Here is a 15,286-nt window from a genome sequence, read left to right on the forward strand (position 1 = left end):
AGATAATCCAGGAATATTCGCTGCTTTGTAAATGGATTCTTTAATGGACCAGGCGACGGTGAGCGCTGCATGATTATCTAGACGGTTTATTAGTTCCATTTGATTCAAAAAGCGAGGCGCTATTTTCTCAATTTTACGGCCTTTTTTTTCGATATCTACACCTACCTCATTTGTTCGGCAGCAAGCCGCAGCGACGTATGGAAATGAATGCGTTAAGGATATTTTCCAATCCGAATCTAGAAAGTAGGGGCGTTGGCGTTCGTCTTGTTGGAACACTACATCTGTCATTCCGATGCGTTTACATAAATCATATAGACAATAGCGTGCTGCCATTGATTCCAAACGCTTTATTGGATTTTCTGAATTTATCGGTGGCCAGCTGCTCGGTACTTGTGTAAAGAATTCTTCTGGCTCGTCGATTTTCCATACACACACATGTGTTTCAGGAAGTAGTAAAGAGAGGGAGGATGAAAATTCCGGCATACCGATAGATTTGACTGTAAAATTATCATTTTTGTAGTTCAATTGGCTTAGAATTTTGAAAATAGAACGAATAGATACGTTTGCGGGTCATCGGGGTGCGGTATACGCTTTGGAAAAGGCTGTAGACAATGCTTTATTTTATTCTGCTGGAGCGGATGGATGGGTTGTTCAATGGAATCTTCAAAAACCAGATTTGGGTAAAGTGATTGCGCAAATTCAAGGATCTATTTATGCCATGCGTCTGGATCATTTGTCTGGAATTCTTTGGGTGGCTCAAAATAATGAGGGAATTCATGGCATACATGTAGGTACTTTAGATCGTGTTTTTTCAATTCCGATGTTGAATCAATCAATTTATGATATTCAATTTTGGGGAGATCAAGTTTGGGTGGCAAGTTCACGCGGGATGATTACGGTGGTGGATCGTTTATCGCATCAGATTTTGAAACATGTAAAAGTAGGGGAGGCTCATGTGCGGTGTTTGATGGTGGTAGGCCAACAAATTTTTGCTGGTTATAGTGATGGCAATATGCGCGTATTTAGTTCGCAATTTGAATTAATATATGCCAAAATAGTGCATGAAAAGCGTGTTTTTGCTTTGATTGAAGTGGGGGAGACCCTCATATCGGTTGGCGGAGATGCACATATTCGCGCATGGTATTGGGAATCAAATGAATTAATTGAGGCATTGCCTGCCGTTCCTGCACACATTCAGGCAATTAATGCGGTTGTTTTAAGTCCATGTGGGCGCTATTTGGCAACGGGAAGTATGGACAAGACAATTAAAATTTGGCATACGACTGATTTGACGCTTTTAAAAGTACTTGATTTTCCACGCTATGGTGGGCATAAGCATTCAATAAATGCATTGATTTGGTCGGATTATACAGATTTGTTGGTTTCCGGATCTGATGATAAACAGATTTCTGTTTGGAAAATCGATTAAAGGTTTTTTATTTTACTAAACAAGTTTTTTCTATGCCTATATCAGCAGTGTCTTTTTCCAAAGGTTTTCGTGGCTACGATGTTTCGGAGGTCCAGGCCTATGTGAACTCGGTAGATCAATTTGCGGAAGAATCAGCTCGAAATGAGCGATCTATGCAAGAGAAAATTCAGCAACTTGAACAAGAAGTAAATCGATTACGTGAGGTAGAATCTTCGCTATTTCGGGCAATGAAGTTGGCCGAAGAAGCACAACTACATTGGCAAGAAAAAGTAGAGAAGGAAGCTGAAATTATGCTTTCAGATGCCAAGAAAAAGGCTGCTAGTATTATTGCGGAGTCTGAGCAGATGGCAAAAAAGTCTACTTTATTGGTTGAAAATGAGCGCAAGCAAATGATATCCCAAGCGGATCAAGAACTGAAGGAGAAGCAGCGGGAGATGGGACGTTTGGAAGCGGTCCAACAAACACTTGCCGAGCAGATGTTGGAACTTGCGCAGCAAACAATGGACCAGTTGGCGAAATGGAAAAAGGATATTCCACCAATTGTTCCTGTTAAAGCTGAGAAAAAGAAAGTAGTTTCTGTTAAACCCAACGTGGAGCCTAAGGTTCGTAAGCCTGCAGCTAAGCTAAAACCGGCGGTAAAGAAAAAGGCAAATGCGGTTTCTAAGCCTGCAAAATCAAATCATTTGGATGTGAGTACGATTGAAGATGATGGTTTGCCTACCTTGAATAAAGTATTGGAAGCCTACGCGAAATCAAGTGCTCCTCGTGGGAAAGTTGGTGATATTAATTAGAGGCAATGCGGATATATCGGGTGTGTTTAGAAGATGTGCGGTTGTTTGGTTATCATGGTTTGTTTTCTGAAGAACGGATTTTGGGTAATTGGTTTATTTTAAATCTGTCTATTTCGAAGGAAATTACCTCAGAGTTTGGTGATAATATTGACCGAACGATGGATTATGGGCAGCTCTATGCTATTTGTGTTGAAATTATGCGTGATCCGGTTGATTTATTGGAGACATTGTGTGAAAAAATTGCCTCGAGATGTAAGCATTTACATCCTGATTTTTTAGAGTTGGAAATTAAGATAGGAAAGGAGCATCCACCTATGGGAATGATGGGTGGTCGTTCGTCGGTTGTTTGGAGAGAAAGTTCTTTGATTGAATAATTAGAGAAAAAGAGTGTAAATTCAGATTAAATTTTACCACATCATGCGTCATCAGGTTACGATCAAAGATATTGCCAAGCAGTTGAATGTATCAGTAGCGACTGTTTCGCGCGCTTTACGTGATTTACCGGATATTCATCCGGATACAAAAAAATCTGTTCTTGATTTAGCGGCAGAGCTCGATTACCAACCAAATATTTTAGCCTCTAGTTTGGTGAAGAGTAGGACAAAAACATTGGGTTTAATTGTGCCGGATTTGGGCTATTACTTTTTCTCTACGGTGGTGAAGGCGATCGAAGAAGCGGCAATTGCGGCTGGATATTCGTTGTTGATAACGCAAACACAGGAATCGTACGAGCGGGAATTGATTAATATTCAAAATTTATCGCGTTCTCAGGTGGAAGGTATTATTATTTCACTTTCTCGGGAGACCGTAAATTTAGAGCATCTTAATCGCTTGCAGCGACGCGGTATTCCCTTGGTATTTTTTGATCGGGATAGTGATGAGATTCATGCGTCCAAAGTGATGGTTGATAATGAGCAATCTGCATATGAAGCTGTCAAACATTTGTTGGAAAACGGGTGTAAACGGATCGCTTTTTTGGCTGGACCTAAAAACGTTTCGGTTAGTAATCAGCGCCGGTTAGGTTATTTACGGGCTCTTTCGGAGGCGGGGATTGAAGCTGACCCTAGTTTGATTTTTCATTCCGATTATTTTCAGGATACAGCCAAATCGCAAACGCATATTTTGATGCGCATGGACAATGCGCCAGATGGAATTTTGGTAGTTTCGGATCGCTTGGCTTTAGGGGTTTTATTGGCCTTGCGTGAATTAAAGATTCGTGTTCCTGAGGATGTAAAAATTGTAAGTTTTAATAATGAACCTGTTTGTTCGGTTGTCTCGCCAACGATTTCTTCGGTGGCGCAACCATTGGAGGAAATAGGTCATTTAGCCTTCAAATTATTGATCGATCAAATTGAAGGAAAAAATGCAGGAGATTCTCCTGTTATTGAAGTTTTGAAGACCAAATTGATGGTACGGGAATCGTCCCTGCGTGGTAATTAGAGGCTATTTCTTCCCAACTAATATTTCAATTTTTTTACTGAATTTTTTCTTGGAAAAATAGGCAGAATTTGAGATATTTGCACCTATTGAAAATCCCTGTTTTTTTCTAGTAAAATAGAAAAAATGAACAAGGGTTGTTCAACGAATCAAACCATTATTTATGTCATTACAAACGAATATTATCCCAATCAACATCGAAGATGAAATGAGAGGGGCGTACATTGATTATTCAATGTCGGTCATAGTTTCTCGTGCTTTACCAGATGTGCGCGACGGGTTAAAACCGGTACATCGTCGAGTTTTGTACGGTATGGAGGAGTTGGGAGTTAGTTATAACAAATCATATAAAAAATCGGCTCGTATTGTCGGTGAGGTATTAGGTAAGTATCACCCGCACGGTGATTCGTCGGTATACGACACGATGGTGCGTATGGCTCAAGATTGGTCATTGCGTTATCCATTGGTGGATGGCCAAGGTAACTTTGGTTCAGTTGATGGTGATTCGCCGGCTGCGATGCGTTACACAGAAGCTCGTTTGAAGCGGATTGCGGATGAAATGCTAGGTGATTTAAATAAAGAGACGGTTGATTTTCAGCCTAACTTTGATGATTCCTTGGATGAGCCAACTGTCTTGCCTGCTAAGATTCCTAATTTACTATTGAATGGAACATCAGGTATTGCGGTAGGTATGGCTACAAATATGGCGCCGCATAATTTAACTGAGGTGGTTGATGGAATTGGGGCATATATTGATAACAGAGACATTACCATTCCTGAATTGATGCAATATATCAAGGCGCCTGATTTTCCAACTGGAGGAACGATTTATGGTGTCCAGGGAATTAAGAATGCATTTGAGACGGGTAGGGGACGTATTGTGGTTCGAGGGAATGCGACATTTGATACATCAAAAACGGGTAAGGAGCAGATTATTGTTTCTGAAATCCCGTATATGGTGAATAAAGCATCATTGATTAAGCAATGTGCTGATTTGGTAAACGATAAGCGCATTGAAGGTATTTCTGAGATTCGTGATGAGTCGGATCGTCAAGGAATGCGCATTGTATTTGATTTGAAGCGCGATGCGGTGGCCAATGTTGTTTTGAATAACTTATATAAGTTTTCCGCTTTACAATCTTCATTTAGTGTAAATAATGTGGCTTTGGTGAAGGGCCGACCGATGATGTTGAATTTAAAGGATTTGATTCATCATTTTGTTGAGCACAGAAATGAGGTTATTATTCGTCGGACGAAATATGATTTACGTGAGGCACGTAAGCGTGCGCACGTTTTGGAGGGCTTTATTATTGCATTGGATAATTTGGATGCGGTAATCAAGTTGATTCGTAATTCGAAGGACCCGAATACGGCGCAGGAGGGTTTGATGAGTACGTTTAATTTATCAGAGATTCAATCGAAGGCTATTTTAGAGATGCGTTTACAACGCTTAACTGGAATGGAGCGTGAGAAGATCATGAATGAATATGCGGAGATCATGAAATTGATTGAGGATTTGGAAGACATTTTGGCTAAGCCTGATCGACAGTTACAGATCATTAAAGATGAGTTGTTGGAGATGAAGCAGCGTTATGGTGATGAGCGTCGTACGCAGATCAATATGACAGATGATGAGTTCTCGGTTGAAGATATGATCGCGGATGATGAGATGTTGATTACGGTTTCAGCTCAGGGATATATCAAACGTACACCGATTACGGAGTATCGTTCACAAACGCGAGGTGGCGTAGGGTCACGTGCGGTAATTACGAAAGATGATGATTATACAGAGCATTTGTTCTCAGCGACGATGCACAACTGGTTGTTATTCTTTACGGAGCGCGGTAAATGTTTCTGGTTACGTGTATATGCGGTGCCAGAAGGATCTAAAAACTCGAAAGGCCGTCCAATTCAAAATATGATGAATATTGAGAATGGGGATACCATTCGTGCGGTTATTAATGTGAAGTCGATTACGGATCCGGATTACATTGATAATAATTTTATTGTGATGTGTACGCAGGATGGAACGATAAAGAAAACATCTTTGGAAGCGTATTCTCGTCCGCGTCAAAATGGTATTAATGCGATAACTATTCGTGAGGGAGACCGTTTATTGGATGTGGCGTTAACGAATGGTAATAATCAAATTGTGATTGCCACGAATACCGGTCGCTCAGTACGTTTTGAAGAGACGCGCGTTCGTCCAATGGGTCGTACTGCCGCAGGAGTTAAGGGTATTTGGATAGATGAGAAGATCGTTACCGAAAAGGTAATTGGTATGGTTTGTGTGTCTGATCCGGAGGTCCAACAATTATTAGTGGTATCTGAGAAGGGATTTGGTAAGCGATCTGAAGTGGAAGATTACCGATTGACTAACCGGGGAGGTAAAGGAGTTAAGGCCTTGAATATCACGGAGAAAACAGGTAATTTGGTGGCTATTAAGGAAGTAAATGACTCGAATGACTTGATGATCATAACGAAGGCGGGTATTTTGATTCGTTCGAGTGTGGCTGAGTTACGCGTCATGGGACGTAATACGCAAGGAGTGAAATTGATTCGATTGAAAAATGAGTCGGATGAAATTTCATCAGTAACGAAAATTGATAAAGAACCAGAACCGGAAGAAGTTGTGTTGGTTGAAGGTGCTGAACTTGTGGAAAGTGCGGTTATGGATCAAACGACAGTTGAAGAAGCAGGGGAGGAGACTCCCAATGTGGAAGGAACTGAAGAACAAATAGAGGAATAATTTTTTGGCCCGTATTTTTTGTACGGGCTTTTTTTTAATTTAACTATATATATGAAAAAAGTAGTTTTAACCCTGATTACTGTGGTAATAGCCGCAGGCTCAATGTTCGCTCAAGCGGAAAAGGCTTTGGTCGAAGCACAAAAGAAGAGTATTTTGGACGCTGTTAAAAAGACAGATGAATCGGTGAAGAAATCACCTACAAAACCAAAATTATGGTATGATCGTGCGATTGCCTATTTTGATTTGGCATCGTTTCCTGATTCTACGCTCGCTTTAAAAGATTTAGAAGCGCCCTTCAAAGCGATTGAATACATTGCAGAGGCGGTAAAATTAGACACGAAAGAAGGTAAAAAAGGTTCGATTGCGAAGGATGCGGAGAAATTAATGGATGGGCGTGAGAAAGCATATGGTGCATTAATGAACGTGGGAGTGATAAAATATCAAGGAAAGGATTATGCATCGTCGTTCCGGTATATGTCTAGAGCATCTGCAATTGCCCCGAACGATACGATGTCTGCTATGTATACAGGTGTCGTAGCTCAATTGTGTCAGAAAGATGCTGAGGCGCGCAAGTCGTATGAGCATTATATGTCGATTGGTGGTAAGGATATGGCGATTATTTACGGTTTAGCTCAGATTTATAAGGCGGCGAAGGAAGAGGAGACGGCTTTAGCCATGTTGGATAAAGGAATTGCAATTTATCCATCGAATAAGGATTTACGTAATGAGAAGTTCAATATGTTGATTTCGTTTGGTCGTATTGATCAGGCGATTCTTCAGTTGAAGGGGTCAATTGAAAAGGATCCTAAGGATGTAATGAATTTATTCAATTTAGGTTTGTTATATGAAAATAAGGTTAACGGCTTAAAAGAGGAGGTAAATAAGATTGCTGAAACGACCGTAAAAGTTGAAAATGCAAAACGCAAAGTTGCTTCTCAAAAAGATAAGGCCGAGGTTTATGTGGATGAGTTAAAGCGTGTGAAGGCCAAATTAAAAACAGCTCAACCGAAACAAAAGCCGGTTTATCAGGCTCAAATCAATAAGATTGAGGCATCGATTAAAGCGGATAATGACGAATTAAAGTTGTTGATGGATGAGCAGGCAGAGGCTGAGAAGTTAGTAGGGGATGCAGCGGCTAATAAAGTCAAAATGGATGAATTACAAGCTAAAATTGCTGCTTTACGTGAGGAATTACCTGGTTTTTACAAACGTGCGTTGGAAATAGATGCTAATTATTATGATGCGTTGTATCAGTTAGGTGCGATGTCTTATAATGATGCGGCAGAAATTAAGCGTAAGGTGAATTCGATGGATATGGAGACCTATAAGAAAGATGGTAAGGCGGTAGAGGAACAAATCGCTGTGAAATATAAAGAGGCGTTGCCATATTTTGAGCGTGCATTAGTTGTGAAGAAAGATGAAGATTTGAAGGAGATTTTACGCCAAGTGTACCGTGAGTTGAAAATGGAGAAAACGGTAGATTAATACTAAGACGTTGGACGTAAGATATTAGACGTTAGTCATTAAGAAAAGGCTGCTCAGAAATGGGCATCTTTTTTTTTAGACTTTGGACGTTAGACTCTAGACATGAGATTATCTATTTAACATAATATAAATTATATAACAATTTGATATAGCTTGTAGAGACGCGATAATTCGCGTCTATTTTATGTAGATATGCGTGTTAGACGCGAAGTATCGCGTCTCTACAATCTAATTGTAAATTTTGTCCATCCATTAAGTTCAGACTGGACTGATATTTGTCCTAGGTGTAAATGAACGATGCGTTCGACAAGTGATAAACCGATGCCATAGCCTTTAGCATTGGCTGTATTTTCGCCACGAAAGAATGGCTGGAAAATATAGGGTAAATCAGCCTCAGGAATTCCTTTTCCTTCATTTTTCACCTCAATAATAATCTTGTTATCCTCAATGGCCAGCTGTACAAATGCTTGCTTATTTGGGCTGAATTTACAGGCATTTTCTAGCAGATTTTTTAATGCTGTCAGAATAAGTTTTTCATCGCCCTTGATCATCAACAATTCTTCGTCTTCTGGCATGAATTGTGTGTCAAAAGTAACTTTATAGGATGTATTCAACTTTTGCGTTAAACTGCGTGCTTCCCAAAGAATTTCGTCAATTCGAATGACCTGAAAACCGGCTTGGTAATCCGAAATGCTGATTTTGTTTAATTCCAACAAGGATTCAGTGATAGCTGCTAAATCTTGGGTATCTTCTAATACAGAGGCGATTGTCGACTTGTAATCGGCAGTTGACCGTTCATTCAATAAACTTACTTCCAATTGTGCTGAGATCTTGGTTAGTGGGTTTTTTAACTCATGGGATACGTTGGCAATAAATGTTTTTTGAAAGCGAAATGCACTTTCAATTCGTTCTAAGAGCCGGTTAATGGTCGCTACCATTTTGCCAATTTCATCTTCGGAATCTGCTGTTTCTAACCTTTGTTCTAGTCGCTTAGGTGACAGTAAATCCACTTGTTTAATCACTTCTGAAATGGGTCGTACTGCCCTTCCGGCAAAAAACCATCCAGAGATAACAACAATGAAGACAAATAAGAGAAACAAAGCGATCAGAATGTTCTTTAAATCCTTCGCATTTTCTGCTGAATATTGATCAACTGCACCTGCAAAAACGACTATTTGGCCCTCTGGTGTAACAAATACGGTACCTAGTACCTCTAAATCATCCGTTTCAAATCTAACTTCTTTTTTCTTGAAGACTTCTTTTACACGGTTTACGTCTATATGAAAATTAATTGTGTCATTCGATCGATAAATACGTTCATTGCACGTATCATAGGCCATTATATTTTCACGATATAAGATATCGCGATTAGCGCGGTCGATGATTCTTAGTAGCTTAGAATCAACTTGTTTTACGTTGACTAATAATTCAGCGGCTGTGTTTGCTTTTTGGCGCAGCCGACTGTAAAATTTGTCTTTGTAATTCTGTTGGGTAAATACATAAATAATAAAATACGATACGAATAAAATCGCCGAAACTAAATACGTAAACTGATATGTTAGTCGGGAACGTATCTGCATTATTCTTGTCGTAAAATGTATCCCATACCAAATTGTGTATGAATCAATTTGCTTGAAAAGCCTTTATCAACCTTCTTACGCAGGTAATTTACGTATACTTCGATCAAATTTGAGCTGTTTTCATCCTCTACCTCCCAGATATTTTCAGCAATTTCTGCCTTTGAAATTACTTTTTCCTGATTACGAAGAAAATATTCCATTAACTGAAATTCCTTAGCGGTTAAGTTAATTTTTTGCCCTGAACGCGAAACAATTTTACTTGAGAGATCCAATTCTAAGTCGGCAAATTTCAATACCTGTGCCTCAATCATCGTCTGATTAGAACGTTTAATCAAGGCTTTAACACGTGCTAAAAACTCCTTGAAATCAAATGGCTTAGCCAAATAATCATCCGCTCCAGCATCAAATCCTTCTATTTTATCGTCTGTGGTACTTAAGGCTGTCAACATTAATATAGGTGTCTGGACACCCTCTTTTCGCAATTTGCGACATAATTCGAGTCCATTCAGCCCTGGGATAATGATGTCTGAGATGATTAATTGATATGTGTTACGTGTGGCTAACTGGTACCCCATTAGACCATCATACGTTACTTCCACTGCATAATTATTCTCTTCCAATCCTTGTTTCAAGGATTGAACAGTTTTAGGTTCATCTTCAATCAATAAGATTTTAACCATTTAACGTAAGATACTCACCAGGTCCGCTGGTGAATAATTAATGGATTTAAGTACTTTATTATCGGCCTTACGATACACCTTCCACAAGCCATTTTCTTCAAAAATTTCCGCTTCAGTGCCATCTTTATCTGCATAAAATTTTACAGTTGCTTCTGCTTCAGCTAGGCTTTGACAAGCTTTTGACATATTCGATCGCTGTACTTCATTGAATAATTCGACGAATTTTTCACCCATGCCAAACTCCAAAACAGCCCCTGAGAGGACATATTGTAAATCACACAAAGCATCGGCTATTTCAACTATATCATTCGCAGCTATGGCTTCTTTGAGTTCTTCTAGTTCTTCTGCCAACAAGCTTACGCGGAGCTGGCAGCGTTCTGCACTTGGAATACCTGGTTTATCCACAATCGGAGCACCAAAAGTTTGGTGAAACTGGGCTACTTGGTTTAAAGAATCTATTTTTTGCATGAATTAAGCGTTATTCATTAAAATTAAACAATTATTTTTCCAAATTAAAAAGCTAATTAGCTACATAGTAGCTCCATTTGTACACATTATCCCTAGTTATCCACATAAAAATGTGGATAACTAGGGGAAGAATTTTAAAATTGTTCACAACTGTGGATAAGTCGTGGAAAAGATCTTGCGAAGTAAATCTAAGACTGTGGCTTGCTTTCAGAAAAAGTTCCATCCGAATAGAAAATAAGAACACGCTCAATTTTCTTTTCTAGGTAAGATGTGTTTGCATCTGATGTTGCTAGCGGAATACTTGAAACGCGCTCAGAATTATGGTTTTCTCTGGTACGTCTGAGATTTGATTGTACGATCGTTTGTTCAGGCGAAATATTTTTAACGGATTCTGAGGCTGTTGGTAAAACAGGATCAAAAAGAGAAGGAGTTGTAGGAGTAGTTACCATTTCCTTAGCGACAGCTAGCGATCCTAAGGTACGATCCTCAAATAATAAATCTTCTGCAGTAATTTCAGGAAATACACGTAAAATTTTCTGAACGACATCTAAACTAGGTTTATTCCGTCCAGAGAGTATATGGGATATGCTACTACGCGGTATACCTAATTTATCAGCGAATTGTGACGCACTTAATTGTTTGCGTTTAATTAACAATTCGATTTTATCACTTAAATTCATAATTGGTCTTTGTAAACAAATAGTATTACAAAAGTAAATTATAAGTTAACAAAAACAAACAAAATTTTGAAGTCAAATGTGATTTACAAAAGTGAAATACAATCAGAATGGAGAGCTATTAGTTTACTTTTGTAAAGTGCACCGACTCCCTTTTTGAAATCCTTTTTAGACATCCCCAATTCAAAATAAATTTCCTCTGCAGGGCTTTTGTCATGTAATTTTAATATACCATTACTTGCTTTTATTGCAGTGAGGATTCGTTCAGACTGACCATCTATGCGTACCATACCTACAGGTTCTAGACGTAAATCAAGTTTACCATCTGGCCGAATGTTATTAATGTATACATTTGTAGATTCGCCAAACGTCAAGTTTGTAAACACTTGATTTTTGAATAACATACCTATTTTACAATTGTTTACAAGGCATTTAATTCCTAAATCTGTATGCTCAAATGGAATTGCGTCTACTTTGTCTCCAATTGTAAATTCGCTGCCATCGGTAATTGGTAGAAATTTTTCGATTCGTGCTGATGCAACGATACGATCTGTTTGGCTATCCAAATAAACATAGACGAAATATGATCTCCCTACCGACATCTTTTGAAATTGCTGACTAAAAGGAACAAAAAGGTCTTTGGCTAATCCCCATTCCATAAATACACCTAATGGAGTAACTGATTTTACCTCTAAATAAGCAAATTGATCTATCGTTGCTTTTGGCTTCAGCGTAGTAGCTATAATTCGATCTTCCGAATCGCGGTAGATGAATACATCAATAAAATCATCTATTTGATAATTTTCTGGTACATATTGTAAGGGAAGTAAGATTTCATCCTCATATCCATCTAGGTATAAACCAAAAGGTACTTCCTTGATAATGCGTAGGTGATTGTATTCACCAATTTTTAATTCATTTTCCATAAAAAAACCCGGTTGAGTAAACCGGGTTGTAAAGGTAAGGATAGATTTTGGTTTAGACTACCACGTTATTTTCGCGCAACGCTTGATTCAATGATGTTTTCAAATCTGTACTCTCTTTGCGCTTACCTATAATGAGTGCACATGGTACACCATACGTACCTGCTGGAAAATTCTTTTGTATTGAACCTGGTATTACAACTGAATTTTCAGGAACATAGCCTATATATTCAATCGGCTCAGGGCCACTTACATCAATGATCTTAGAAGAACCTGTAATGGTAACACCAGCACCCAAAACAGCTCTTTTTCCGATGTGTGCACCCTCAACTACGATACAGCGAGAGCCAATAAAGGCACCATCTTCAATAATCACGGGAGCTGCTTGTGGTGGTTCAAGTACGCCTCCAATGCCCACACCACCACTTAAATGAACATGCTTTCCGATTTGTGCGCAACTTCCTACAGTCGCCCAAGTGTCAACCATGGTTCCTTCGTCAACATACGCTCCAATATTCACATAAGATGGCATCAAAATTGTTCCTTTCGCCAAAAATGCGCCATAACGCGCTACTGCAGGCGGAACAACACGAACACCTAATTCCTTATAATTCGTTTTTAAACGCATTTTATCATGGTATTCAAAAATGCCCACCTCACTCACGGTCATTTGACGAATAGGGAAATACATCACTATGGCTTTCTTTACCCACTCATTTACCTGCCATGAGCCATCAGCTTTAGGTTCAGCGGTACGTAGTTCGCCCGCATCAACTGATGCAACAACTTGTTCAATCGCCGCAATTACCTCTGGTGTATTACGCGTCTCTGGTTTGTCCCAGGCCGCTAAAATGATCTGTTCTACTGAATTCATATAATATGTATGCAAAATTTTGAGAGCGCAAATTACCAATAAAAGATTTTTATCAGGCCTTATAAGTCAAATAATTCTTAGTTGACCGCTCATCTGCCACAAATACAAGACCAAAACTGGCACTAATTTAACTTAAACTTTAATTATCCAACTTGCTGATTATCAGTTAGTTGATAATTTATTCCAAATAATATATTGTGAGAAAAGGCTTGAAATTTAGCCAAATAAACAAGTGACAATCTGTCACTCCCCTGCCCCACTCGATTTGCGAAGCATTTCTATATTCAAATATGCAAAATATTTTTGAATAAAAAACGTATCCGAGATAAAATTGTATAAAATTATCACAATTAGCTTTTATGCTAAATTAGAATTATTCGATTTACAATTGTTTTTTATTGTTTTAAATCGTTTAAATCAGGGTATTTAGGTACACTTCTTGGAATTATACTATAATATGGTTATTTTTGAATTTATTAAGGAAATCAAATTAATTCATTCAATGAGAAAAATTAAAGTTGCCATTAATGGTTTTGGTCGCATCGGTCGACTTACTTTCCGTCGTTTATTGGAAAAGGATAATGTAGAAATAGTAGCAATCAACGATTTAACGGACAATGCTACGTTAGTTCACTTATTGAAATATGATTCAGTTCATGGACGATTTAATGGAACTGTTACTTCAGATGCTGATAGCATTACTGTAAATGGTCATGTAATCAAAGCTTTTGCTGAGCGTGATCCAAAACAACTTCCTTGGGGAACTTTAGGAATTGACGTAGTTTTAGAATCAACGGGTCGTTTTATTGATCAAGATGGTGCAGGCCAACATTTAACTGCTGGTGCACGCAAGGTGATTATCTCTGCCCCTGCGAAAGGTGATATCCCAACTGTAGTTTTAGGTGTAAATGATGATACCTTGACTGATGACATGACAATTATCTCAAATGCTTCTTGTACGACAAACTGTTTAGCTCCTATGGCTAAAGTATTGGATGATGCGTTTGGTATTGAAAAAGGCTTTATGACCACTGTTCATGCTTATACAGCTGATCAGAATTTACAAGATGCACCTCACTCCGATTTACGTCGTTCTCGTGCAGCTGCGTATTCCATTATTCCTACATCAACAGGTGCTGCTAAAGCTGTTGGTTTAGTATTGCCTCACTTGAAAGGTAAACTAGATGGAAATGCAATGCGTGTTCCTACACCAGATGGTTCTGTAACTGATTTTACTGTTGTATTGAAGAAAGATGCTACTGTTGCTGAAATTAATGCTGCTTTGAAAGCTGCAGCTGATGGTCCGATGAAAGGTATTTTAGAATATACAACTGACGAAATTGTTTCAATCGATATTATTGGAAATCCACACTCATGTATCTTGGATTCGAAACTAACAACTGCAATGGGTAACCTAGTTAAGGTTGTAGGTTGGTATGACAATGAATTTGGTTATTCTTCTCGTGCTGCTGATTTAATTGCACGCGTAGGATAATTAATTCTATATCATTTTCAAAAGAGAGGCTTAGGCCTCTTTTTTGTTTTCTACCCGTGCATAATTTATGGTGTAGCCCTTATCAAACCATATTTTCTCAAATCGTGTCTTAATTCCAAAGTGATCCTCATTCCAAATTGATGTGTATAAGTCTTTTGTTTCTGCTAAGCTTTGTAATTGATACGCTTGGAATTGGGCCAATGAATATTCAAAAAATTCAGATGAGTCCGTTTTTAAATGAATTAAACCACCCGGTTTTAATAAGCGTAAATATTTTTCCAAGTAAAATGGAAAAGTCAACCGCTTCTTTTCGTCTCGGTCTTTCATGCGTGGGTCAGGAAAAGTAATCCATATTTCATCAATTTCATTTGGCAGAAAGAAGTCTTCAATAAACTGAATCTGAATGCGCAAAAATGCCACATTGGTAAGTTGCATCACTTCTGCTTGTTGGCCACCCGCCGCAAGGCGATCCCCTTTGATATCTACACCAATAAAATTTTTGGACGGAAATAATTTCCCTAAACCATTCGTGTACTCCCCTCGGCCACATCCGATTTCCAATACAATTGGATTTGAATTTTTAAAATAGTCCGACATCCATTTTCCTCGACAATTTTCAAAAAAATGCTTGGGATGTTGAATAACATTAGCCAATTGCTCGGCGCATTCGTATTTGTATATTTTTCTTCTACTCAAAA

At 38.6% G+C, this 15,286-nt stretch carries 15 protein-coding genes; 7 read left to right on the forward strand and 8 right to left on the reverse strand.

Annotated features, from left to right (window positions below; all coding sequences use genetic code 11):
* Positions 1-483: 4'-phosphopantetheinyl transferase family protein (locus tag ACIQ6T_RS01160; RefSeq protein WP_395783373.1), on the reverse strand; the 483-nt coding region annotated here is incomplete at its 3' end.
* A gap of 55 nt (positions 484-538) precedes the next feature.
* On the opposite strand from ACIQ6T_RS01160, the gene ACIQ6T_RS01165 reads away from it, so the two are divergent.
* From ACIQ6T_RS01165 to ACIQ6T_RS01190, 6 genes are all read left to right on the forward strand, one after another.
* On the forward strand, positions 539-1,429 hold the full coding sequence (locus tag ACIQ6T_RS01165; RefSeq protein WP_395783375.1) for a WD40 repeat domain-containing protein: 891 nt from the start codon (positions 539-541) through the stop codon (positions 1,427-1,429).
* A gap of 32 nt (positions 1,430-1,461) precedes the next feature.
* Positions 1,462-2,220 carry a DivIVA domain-containing protein gene (locus ACIQ6T_RS01170; protein WP_395783377.1) on the forward strand — a complete coding sequence of 253 codons (759 nt, stop codon included), beginning with the start codon at positions 1,462-1,464 and terminating at the stop codon, positions 2,218-2,220.
* Between the two features lie 5 nt (positions 2,221-2,225).
* Positions 2,226-2,594, forward strand: a complete 369-nt coding sequence (locus ACIQ6T_RS01175) for a dihydroneopterin aldolase (RefSeq protein ID WP_395783379.1) — start codon at positions 2,226-2,228, stop codon at positions 2,592-2,594.
* Between the two features lie 43 nt (positions 2,595-2,637).
* A complete protein-coding gene (locus tag ACIQ6T_RS01180; protein WP_395783381.1) occupies positions 2,638-3,660 on the forward strand; it encodes a LacI family DNA-binding transcriptional regulator in 1,023 nt (340 codons plus the stop codon).
* Positions 3,661-3,820: 160 nt separating this feature from the next.
* A complete protein-coding gene (gyrA, locus tag ACIQ6T_RS01185) occupies positions 3,821-6,406 on the forward strand; it encodes a DNA gyrase subunit A (protein WP_395783383.1) in 2,586 nt (861 codons plus the stop codon).
* 51 nt (positions 6,407-6,457) lie between these two features.
* A complete protein-coding gene (locus ACIQ6T_RS01190) occupies positions 6,458-7,891 on the forward strand; it encodes a hypothetical protein (protein WP_395783385.1) in 1,434 nt (477 codons plus the stop codon).
* Positions 7,892-8,112: 221 nt separating this feature from the next.
* Here ACIQ6T_RS01190 and ACIQ6T_RS01195 read toward each other — a convergent pair whose 3' ends face one another.
* From ACIQ6T_RS01195 to ACIQ6T_RS01220, 6 genes are all read right to left on the reverse strand, one after another.
* On the reverse strand, positions 8,113-9,471 hold the full coding sequence (locus tag ACIQ6T_RS01195) for an ATP-binding protein (RefSeq protein ID WP_395783387.1): 1,359 nt from the start codon (positions 9,469-9,471) through the stop codon (positions 8,113-8,115).
* Positions 9,471-10,151 carry a response regulator transcription factor gene (locus ACIQ6T_RS01200; RefSeq protein WP_395783389.1) on the reverse strand — a complete coding sequence of 227 codons (681 nt, stop codon included), beginning with the start codon at positions 10,149-10,151 and terminating at the stop codon, positions 9,471-9,473. Before ACIQ6T_RS01200 ends, ACIQ6T_RS01195 begins: the two co-directional genes overlap by 1 nt.
* Positions 10,152-10,619, reverse strand: coding sequence for a hypothetical protein (locus ACIQ6T_RS01205; protein WP_395783391.1), 468 nt, complete (start codon positions 10,617-10,619; stop codon positions 10,152-10,154).
* Positions 10,620-10,807: 188 nt separating this feature from the next.
* Positions 10,808-11,299: a helix-turn-helix transcriptional regulator gene (locus tag ACIQ6T_RS01210; protein WP_395783393.1), complete on the reverse strand. Its 492-nt coding sequence runs from the start codon at positions 11,297-11,299 to the stop codon at positions 10,808-10,810.
* An 83-nt stretch (positions 11,300-11,382) separates the two neighbouring features.
* The gene (locus ACIQ6T_RS01215; protein WP_395783395.1) at positions 11,383-12,222 is read right to left on the reverse strand and encodes a S1 RNA-binding domain-containing protein; all 840 of its coding nucleotides are present in this window, start codon (positions 12,220-12,222) and stop codon (positions 11,383-11,385) included.
* A gap of 52 nt (positions 12,223-12,274) precedes the next feature.
* The gene (locus tag ACIQ6T_RS01220; RefSeq protein WP_395783397.1) at positions 12,275-13,093 is read right to left on the reverse strand and encodes a 2,3,4,5-tetrahydropyridine-2,6-dicarboxylate N-succinyltransferase; all 819 of its coding nucleotides are present in this window, start codon (positions 13,091-13,093) and stop codon (positions 12,275-12,277) included.
* Positions 13,094-13,595: 502 nt separating this feature from the next.
* On the opposite strand from ACIQ6T_RS01220, the gene gap reads away from it, so the two are divergent.
* Positions 13,596-14,588: a type I glyceraldehyde-3-phosphate dehydrogenase gene (gene gap, locus ACIQ6T_RS01225; RefSeq protein ID WP_395783399.1), complete on the forward strand. Its 993-nt coding sequence runs from the start codon at positions 13,596-13,598 to the stop codon at positions 14,586-14,588.
* Between the two features lie 30 nt (positions 14,589-14,618).
* Here gap and trmB read toward each other — a convergent pair whose 3' ends face one another.
* On the reverse strand, positions 14,619-15,284 hold the full coding sequence (gene trmB, locus ACIQ6T_RS01230) for a tRNA (guanosine(46)-N7)-methyltransferase TrmB (RefSeq protein ID WP_395783401.1): 666 nt from the start codon (positions 15,282-15,284) through the stop codon (positions 14,619-14,621).
* Between the last annotated feature and the right edge of the window lie 2 nt (positions 15,285-15,286).

This window comes from Aquirufa sp., from assembly GCF_044377215.1.
Classification (GTDB): domain Bacteria; phylum Bacteroidota; class Bacteroidia; order Cytophagales; family Spirosomataceae; genus Aquirufa.

Bases quoted from the DNA above. Each gene is read 5' to 3' on its own strand.
- ACIQ6T_RS01210 (WP_395783393.1), bottom strand. From the start codon at position 11,299: ATGAATTTAAGTGATAAAATCGAATTGTTAATTAAACGCAAACAATTA.
- ACIQ6T_RS01190 (WP_395783385.1), top strand. From the start codon at position 6,458: ATGAAAAAAGTAGTTTTAACCCTGATTACTGTGGTAATAGCCGCAGGC.
- ACIQ6T_RS01220 (WP_395783397.1), bottom strand. From the start codon at position 13,093: ATGAATTCAGTAGAACAGATCATTTTAGCGGCCTGGGACAAACCAGAG.
- ACIQ6T_RS01170 (WP_395783377.1), top strand. From the start codon at position 1,462: ATGCCTATATCAGCAGTGTCTTTTTCCAAAGGTTTTCGTGGCTACGAT.
- ACIQ6T_RS01180 (WP_395783381.1), top strand. From the start codon at position 2,638: ATGCGTCATCAGGTTACGATCAAAGATATTGCCAAGCAGTTGAATGTA.
- ACIQ6T_RS01215 (WP_395783395.1), bottom strand. From the start codon at position 12,222: ATGGAAAATGAATTAAAAATTGGTGAATACAATCACCTACGCATTATC.
- gap (WP_395783399.1), top strand. From the start codon at position 13,596: ATGAGAAAAATTAAAGTTGCCATTAATGGTTTTGGTCGCATCGGTCGA.
- ACIQ6T_RS01200 (WP_395783389.1), bottom strand. From the start codon at position 10,151: ATGGTTAAAATCTTATTGATTGAAGATGAACCTAAAACTGTTCAATCC.
- ACIQ6T_RS01205 (WP_395783391.1), bottom strand. From the start codon at position 10,619: ATGCAAAAAATAGATTCTTTAAACCAAGTAGCCCAGTTTCACCAAACT.
- ACIQ6T_RS01175 (WP_395783379.1), top strand. From the start codon at position 2,226: ATGCGGATATATCGGGTGTGTTTAGAAGATGTGCGGTTGTTTGGTTAT.
- ACIQ6T_RS01195 (WP_395783387.1), bottom strand. From the start codon at position 9,471: ATGCAGATACGTTCCCGACTAACATATCAGTTTACGTATTTAGTTTCG.
- gyrA (WP_395783383.1), top strand. From the start codon at position 3,821: ATGTCATTACAAACGAATATTATCCCAATCAACATCGAAGATGAAATG.